Source organism: Pseudobacter sp. (assembly GCF_051955275.1).
Lineage (GTDB): Bacteria > Bacteroidota > Bacteroidia > Chitinophagales > Chitinophagaceae > Pseudobacter.
The window spans coordinates 64710-71517 of sequence record NZ_JBQCGW010000261.1 but is presented as its reverse complement, the minus strand read 5'-3'; the positions used below and the strand labels follow the sequence as shown (position 1 = coordinate 71517).

At 47.0% G+C, this 6808-nt stretch carries 7 protein-coding genes; 3 read left to right on the top strand and 4 right to left on the bottom strand.

The genetic code is table 11. The features are described 5' to 3' along the window. Positions 1 to 356 (bottom strand): DUF2911 domain-containing protein (locus ACTHMC_RS22895; protein WP_440416738.1); only part of this gene is annotated, 356 nt, incomplete at its 3' end. Between the two features lie 128 nt (positions 357 to 484). Further along, complete coding sequence (locus tag ACTHMC_RS22890) at positions 485 to 1078, bottom strand: ACP phosphodiesterase (RefSeq protein ID WP_440416736.1); 594 nt, start codon at positions 1076 to 1078, stop codon at positions 485 to 487. Positions 1079 to 1449: 371 nt separating this feature from the next. On the opposite strand from ACTHMC_RS22890, the gene ACTHMC_RS22885 reads away from it, so the two are divergent. The 3 genes from ACTHMC_RS22885 (at position 1450) to ACTHMC_RS22875 (ending at position 5333) form a co-directional block, all read left to right on the top strand. Further along, positions 1450 to 1890, top strand: a complete 441-nt coding sequence (locus ACTHMC_RS22885; RefSeq protein ID WP_440416734.1) for a hypothetical protein — start codon at positions 1450 to 1452, stop codon at positions 1888 to 1890. Positions 1891 to 2020: 130 nt separating this feature from the next. Beyond that, entirely contained in the window at positions 2021 to 2995 is a 975-nt protein-coding gene (locus ACTHMC_RS22880; RefSeq protein WP_440416732.1) for a deoxyhypusine synthase family protein, read from the top strand. 229 nt (positions 2996 to 3224) lie between these two features. Next, positions 3225 to 5333 (top strand): LTA synthase family protein, encoded by a 2109-nt coding sequence (locus tag ACTHMC_RS22875; RefSeq protein WP_440416731.1) that lies wholly within the window; start codon positions 3225 to 3227, stop codon positions 5331 to 5333. Positions 5334 to 5419: 86 nt separating this feature from the next. Here ACTHMC_RS22875 and rpiB read toward each other — a convergent pair whose 3' ends face one another. Together rpiB and tatC are read right to left on the bottom strand one after the other, a co-directional pair. Continuing rightward, positions 5420 to 5872, bottom strand: coding sequence for a ribose 5-phosphate isomerase B (gene rpiB, locus ACTHMC_RS22870; RefSeq protein ID WP_440416729.1), 453 nt, complete (start codon positions 5870 to 5872; stop codon positions 5420 to 5422). Between the two features lie 32 nt (positions 5873 to 5904). Then, positions 5905 to 6762, bottom strand: a complete 858-nt coding sequence (tatC, locus tag ACTHMC_RS22865; RefSeq protein ID WP_440416727.1) for a twin-arginine translocase subunit TatC — start codon at positions 6760 to 6762, stop codon at positions 5905 to 5907. Positions 6763 to 6808: the final 46 nt, after the last annotated feature.

The following is a 6808-nucleotide window of genomic DNA, read 5'->3' as shown; positions in this document are numbered from 1 at the left end:
CATTTATCCTGTACGGGAATGGCATACATGGTGTACCTGCCTTTCTTCAGTTTATTTCCTTTGACCTTTGCGTCTTTGTATAATTCAATTTCAGTGGCTTCATTGGCGCCCAGCCTCCAGATCTTTCCATATTCCACCAGTTCTCCGAACACGCTGCGGCCATTTTTCTGGGGGCGGCTGTACACCACTCTGGCGCAAAGGGGTTCAGTGATCTTGTTCTGGATGCGCAGAACGGGGTAATTACATGGAAAGTAACTCATATCCATGGGGGACTTATCAACGGCAGGTGGCCTGGTCTGGCCGGTAGCTGTCACAATTCCTGTGCACAAAAGGAAGATGATCATCCTGTACTTCATAGCTTAATGCATTGATTTGAGCCGCAAAAGTAATTGTTTAGAAGCGGAAAAAATTTCCATTAAGGTACGAGCGGCAGACGATATCCGGTTGGGCTGTTTGAAAAGGAATAATAAAATAAGGTTAAAAGTTATTCCCCGTCAAGCTGAAGCAGCCTTCCGCTGGCATAGGCGCGGAGGTCTGGAAAGAAACGGTTGTAATAGTCCTGTAACTGGGTAAAATTAGCTTCAAAGATGTCAAAGGCCGGATGGCTGTCCTGCAGATAGGCCGATCTTCTTACCAGACCTTCAAAACTGTTGGCGGTGCCGGACCTTAACCGGTAGTTGTACAGCCAGTTCTGAGACCGCATGTAGGGGAGCATCTGCTGAAACCTGGGAGGAAGTACCGCATATTGCCTTTCCAGGATACCGTATACTTCCTGCGAAAAATCAAGGAGACTTTCATCTGTGAACAGCTGCGGGTCGTTTGCCACGAAATGATCAAAGGCAACATCGATAAATGCAGGACTGTACAATCTGTAAACCGGCCTGAAAATATCGGCGGCCGCTCTTGCTACAGGGTGTGCATCTGTAAACGCATCGATATCACGATGAAGGGCGATGCCTTTCTGAATACCAATGGTAAAACCGAACTTCTTTTTCCCTTTCACAAAATCACTGATCATATTGCCAATCAGAATGTCTGGCCTGTCGAATGAGAGATATGCGTGTGCTAAAAAATTCACGTAACAATTTACTGTTTTTTGCAGCGCTTACCAAAACGCTGACGCGCCTTTGACAGGGTAAGCTTTACTATGATCCAATTTAACGTTGGGTTAACTACACATTAAGAAAAACTTGGCGATTCGGAGCAAGATGAGAACTGTTGCGGCTTTCAGCGCTTCCGGAATTGCTTTTCAAATGTTTCGTGGTGTTGTGGCAGTTGTATTTGCATAAAAAGCTGCCATTGGTCAATATTCACTTTAAGGCGCGGATTCCGTGATTAATTTTGTGCTGTTCCTGTAACATAAATAAAAGGGTTGCGTCTTATAATTAGAGACCGGTACCCTGCAGAACACACCAAAAGAGTACAATCAATCTTTATAACAAGTCAAACATGAAAAAGAGTATTTTAATGGGCATCTTTATGATGATGGTTGCTTTGAGCAGCTTCGCCCATACCGGAGAAATCAATGAAAATATTCTCCGCTCCTTCAACAATCAATTCGCCGGTGCACAGGATGTGAACTGGGAAGAAGGCAAATCAATCTCAAAAGTTACATTCCGTTTAAATGGACAGGTGATGTTCGCTTACTATCGTGAGGCGGGCGAGCTGGTAGCTGTAACAAGGAATATCATTTCCGGTCAACTGCCTATCACATTGCTGGCTGACCTGAAGAAGAACTACCAGGATTTCTGGATCACAGACCTCTTCGAAATTTCGGCAGACGACAATACAAATTACTATATCACACTGCAGAGTGCAGACCAGATGCTTGTTCTGAAATCAAGCGGTATGCAGGGCTGGCAGACTTTCAAAAAAATCAAGATCTCCTGATCAATCGCAGTTTTAGTTGGTTTTAGTTGGAAAGATGAGTCCTTTCGCACTAGCGGAAGGACTTTTGTTTTGGGGCCGGCGATTGTGCCAATTATGTTACCTTTGCCGCCATAAAACCAATCATAAGATCATGAGCAAAGGACCAATCTCACAATTTATTCAGCATCATTACCGTCACTTCAATGCGGCGGCGCTGGTAGATGCTGCTAAAGGCTATGAAACCCACTTGCTGGAAGGTGGAAAAATGATGGTGACCCTCGCTGGCGCCATGAGTACTGCGGAGCTGGGTGTTTCACTGGCCGAGATGATCCGTCAGGATAAAATTCATATCATCAGCTGCACAGGGGCCAACCTGGAAGAGGATATTATGAACCTTGTGGCCCACAGCCATTACAGGAGGATCCCCAACTACCGTGATCTTACTCCTGAGCAGGAATTTGAACTGCTGGAAAAAGGACTTAACCGCGTGACCGATACCTGCATCCCTGAAGAAGAAGCTTTCCGCAAAATTCAACAGCATATCGCCAAACTCTGGAAAGATGCTGACGCTGCAGGTGAAAGATATTTCCCACACGAGTTCATGTACAAACTGTTGCTGAGCAAAGTGATGGAAGAAGGATACGAGATCGATCCGAAAGACAGCTGGATGGTTGCCGCTGCTGAAAAGAACCTGCCCATCGTAGTTGGTGGATGGGAAGACAGCACCATGGGCAATATCTTTGCTTCTTACGTGATCAAAAACGAAATGAAAGCCACTACCATGAAGAGTGGTATCGAGTACATGGTCTGGCTGGCCGACTGGTACCGCCAGAACAGCGGTGGCAAAGGCGTTGGCTTCTTCCAGATCGGTGGCGGTATTGCCGGTGACTTCCCCATCTGCGTAGTACCCATGATGTACCAGGACCTGGAATGGCATGATGTTCCGTTCTGGAGCTACTTCTGCCAGATCTCCGATTCCACTACTTCTTACGGATCTTATTCAGGCGCTGTGCCCAACGAGAAGATCACCTGGGGGAAACTGGATATCCATACACCGAAATTCATCGTTGAAAGCGATGCTACCATCGTAGCCCCGCTCATCTTCGCATATTTGCTGGGTTGGTAAAACCGCGCCAGATTTTTTTTAGCCGGTCCGGGTATTTCCTGGCCGGCTTTTTTTATGGCTCCCATACTATTCAGACGGAGTTTTTAGCCGTTCAGCCGGATCATGGAATAAATCTTTCCCATTTTGTAGGGGTTCAGGAATTTATCTTGTTTTCCAAAGGTGATCTGCAAATATTGCAGATTACTTTTACGTTACCTTTTCAACTTTAACCCAAACAAGGTACCCCAATATGCAACGATTGCGACTGCTGATCGGCAAAGGACTTCAATGCCGGTACGGGCTCATTTATTTATTGATCCTGGTTTATCTCTCCATCACTTTTACTACCCGGCTGGCCTTGCTGATCCGCGTGCATGATGTGTTCGACTGGAACCTGAAAAATGTGCTGGGCGTATTTGGGATCGGCTTGCTGTACGACCTGGCCGTGAGCTCCTACATCATCATCCCCTTTGTATTGCATATCTGGTTCACCAATGAAAAAGCCTATCACCCCAAAGCCTGGAAATGGTCCGCGCTGTTGTATGTGGCGCTGATCCTCGTGCTGATCTTTACACAGCTGGTACCTGCAGACTTCAATGCCGATCTGCGGAAGACTGTGATCGGACTGGTGATCCTGCGACTTTTGATCTTCCTTTTCCTGGCCTGGAAAGGCCGCGAATACAGGCATAAGTGGAGAAGGGCGGTATTATTCGTGGATTTCGGACTGGTGGTGTTCCTGCTGCTGTTCAATGCCGTTAGTGAATGGTTCTTCTGGAATGAATTTTCCGGCCGGTATAATTTCATAGCAGTGGATTACCTGATCTATACGAATGAAGTGGTAGGCAATATCAGGGAGTCTTATCCCCTGGGTTGGATCATATCAGTTGTGCTGGTGCTGACCTTTCTCATCCTTTACAGTAGCCGGAATGTGATCAGGACCTCCTCCAGCACCAGCATGCGGTTCGGCAAACGCACTTTCATTGCGGCCTGTTTGCTGTTATTACCCGCCATCACCACTTTCTCGCTAGACAATCATTTGAAAAAATTCAGCGATAACGCTTATGCCAATGAATTGGCAGGCAATGGCCTGTTTGAATTCGCGGCAGCCTTCCATAACAATGAGCTGGATTTTCAGCGTTACTACAAATCATTGAAAGATGAAGAGGCATTCAGGATCATGAGAGAACAACTGTCTGCCCCAAACAGCCAGTTCACCAGTAATGATCCCTTCAATCTTGAAAGGCAGATCAATTATAATGAGCCTGAAAAGAAAATGAATGTGGTGATGATCAGCGTGGAAAGCCTGAGCGCCAGCTTCATGAAAGCGTTCGGCAACCAGCAGCAGATCACTCCATGCCTGGATAGCCTTTCTGAAAAAAGCATCTTCTTCAAAAACCTGTATGCGAGTGGAACACGCACTGTGCGTGGATTGGAAGCATTGTCTTTATCCATTCCTCCAACACCCGGACAAAGTGTTGTGAAGCGCCCCGACAATGGAAATCTTTTCTCTTTGGGAAGTGTGTTTCAATCCAAGGGGTATATTACACAATACATCTACGGAGGTTATGGATATTTCGATAATATGAATGCATTCTTCACTGCCAACGGATATGAAGTGATAGACAGAAGCGCGTTAAAACCTGAAGAGATCCACTATGCAAATATCTGGGGTGTGGCCGATGAAGACCTTTTTTCGCTGGCATTGAAAAAGCTGGATGAGAATTACCAGCAACAGAAGCCTTTCTTCTCTCAGATCATGACGGTTTCCAATCACCGGCCATACACATATCCCGATGGCCGCATCGATATTCCTTCGGCTACACAGTGCCGTGAAGGTGCTGTGAAATATACGGATTATGCGATCGGCAAATTCCTCCGCGATGCAGCTGCAAAACCCTGGTTCAATAACACTGTATTTGTGATCGTATCTGATCATTGCGCGGGAAGTGCCGGCAGTGTTGAGTTGCCGGTGACGGGTTATCATATCCCCATGCTGATCTATAGCCCTGCGAATATCAAACCGCAGCAATATGAGCGGCTTACAGCGCAGATAGATATTGCGCCCACGATATTGGGATTGCTGAAATTCAATTACCGTTCCAGGTTCTTCGGGCAGGATATTTTTGCTTTACCGGCAGGAAGGGAGCGGGCACTGATCAGTACTTACCAGGGACTGGGATACCTGCGCAACGATCAGTTGGTGATACAATCCCCTGTGCAGCAGGTAGAGCAGTTCAGGCCGGATTATGTAACCGGTAATTCTGTTCGTATGACCGTCACCGATAGTTTGGCGGAACAGGCGATTGCGTATTATCAGACTGCCGCCTGGTTATTGAAAAATAAACGGTATAACAAATAGTCTGCGACTGGGCACAGCGAAATAAAACGCAAGAGGCCGGACTGAAAAGTCTGGCCTCTTACGTTTTATTGGGGAGCGCTGATCCGTTAAGAACAGGCGATCTTATTAACGCGGGTCTGGTGCCTGCCGCCTTCAAACGGCGTTTCAATGAACAGGTTCACCATATTGATGGCATAATCAAGGGAAACAAAACGTGCGGGAATGCAGATCACATTGGCATCGTTGTGCTGACGGATGAGCTTCGCCACATCGGTTTCAAAGGCAAGCCCGGCACGGATGCCCTGGTGCTTGTTGGCGGTGATGGCAACGCCGTTGGCACTTCCGCAGATGAGGATACCGAAGGCCGCTTCGCCTTTCTCCACCGCATCGGCAACAGGGTGTGCGTAATCAGGGTAATCAACTGATTTATTTTCGTATACGCCCATATCGGCTACCTGGTGACCTTTTTCGTTCAGCCATTTTACGATGGCAGTTTTATACTCATAACCGGCATGGTCGCAACCAATGGCAACTGGTAAAGAAAGATTGAATGAAGACATATGACAAGTTTGATAAGTTGCAATGTTAGGGATTATTGCCAGTTCCTGTCTTTCTCCTGCTGTCTTTTGAACACGCGTGCGGAGATGATCACGCTGAACTCATACAATGCGCAGAGAGGCAGGAATACTATCATCTGGCTCATCCAGTCAGGGCTTGGAGTGATGATGGCGGCAATCACCAGGATGGCCACGTAAGCATATTTCCTGTACGTACGCAGGAATTTGGGGGTTACCAGTCCGATGCGCGTAAGCACATAAGATACTACCGGTAGCTGGAATGCAATGGCGGATCCGATGATGATATCAACCAGGTTCTCCATGTAATCCGCCAGGGTAGGCCTGGCTGTCAGAATACCCTTTGTACCGAGGGTATAGTTCATGAGGAAGCTGAATGTAAACGGTGCCAGTAAAAAATAGCCGAATGCCACACCCAGGAAAAAGAACAGTGATACCCAGAAGATGGACCCCCTGGTGCTTTTCAGTTCTTTAGGTGTGAGCGCAGGTTTTATGAATTTCCAGATCTCCCAGAAAATATAAGGAAAAGCAACAATGAACCCGCCTGCAATGGCGATAGTGATGCTGCTCATGAACTGTGAACCGAAAGTGGTGGTCTGCAACTCAACATGGTTAGGCGGAGGAAGGCATAATGCCTGACCGGCTCCCAGCCATTCGCTGAACTGACAGAGGGCGGTATAAGTGATGAAATTTGCCTGCAGGGGTGCGGTGATCACATTATCGAAGATCCAGTCGATATACACGAACATCACGATCGCTCCCGCGATGATGGCCAGCAGGGAACGCATGATATGCCAGCGCAACGCTTCCAGATGATCCACAAAGGTCATCTCATTTTCTTCAGAAGCTCTCTTTTTTAAAAATGATAGTGCCATCAATTAGTTCGCTGATCAACATGAAAAGCGGGGCAAATTTAAGGGT

What these genes read in the sequence shown, in the direction of transcription:
- ACTHMC_RS22885 (WP_440416734.1), top strand. Translation starts at nt 1,450, where the DNA reads ATGAAAAAGAGTATTTTAATGGGCATCTTTATGATGATGGTTGCTTTG.
- ACTHMC_RS22880 (WP_440416732.1), top strand. Translation starts at nt 2,021, where the DNA reads ATGAGCAAAGGACCAATCTCACAATTTATTCAGCATCATTACCGTCAC.
- ACTHMC_RS22875 (WP_440416731.1), top strand. Translation starts at nt 3,225, where the DNA reads ATGCAACGATTGCGACTGCTGATCGGCAAAGGACTTCAATGCCGGTAC.
- rpiB (WP_440416729.1), bottom strand. Translation starts at nt 5,872, where the DNA reads ATGTCTTCATTCAATCTTTCTTTACCAGTTGCCATTGGTTGCGACCAT.
- tatC (WP_440416727.1), bottom strand. Translation starts at nt 6,762, where the DNA reads ATGGCACTATCATTTTTAAAAAAGAGAGCTTCTGAAGAAAATGAGATG.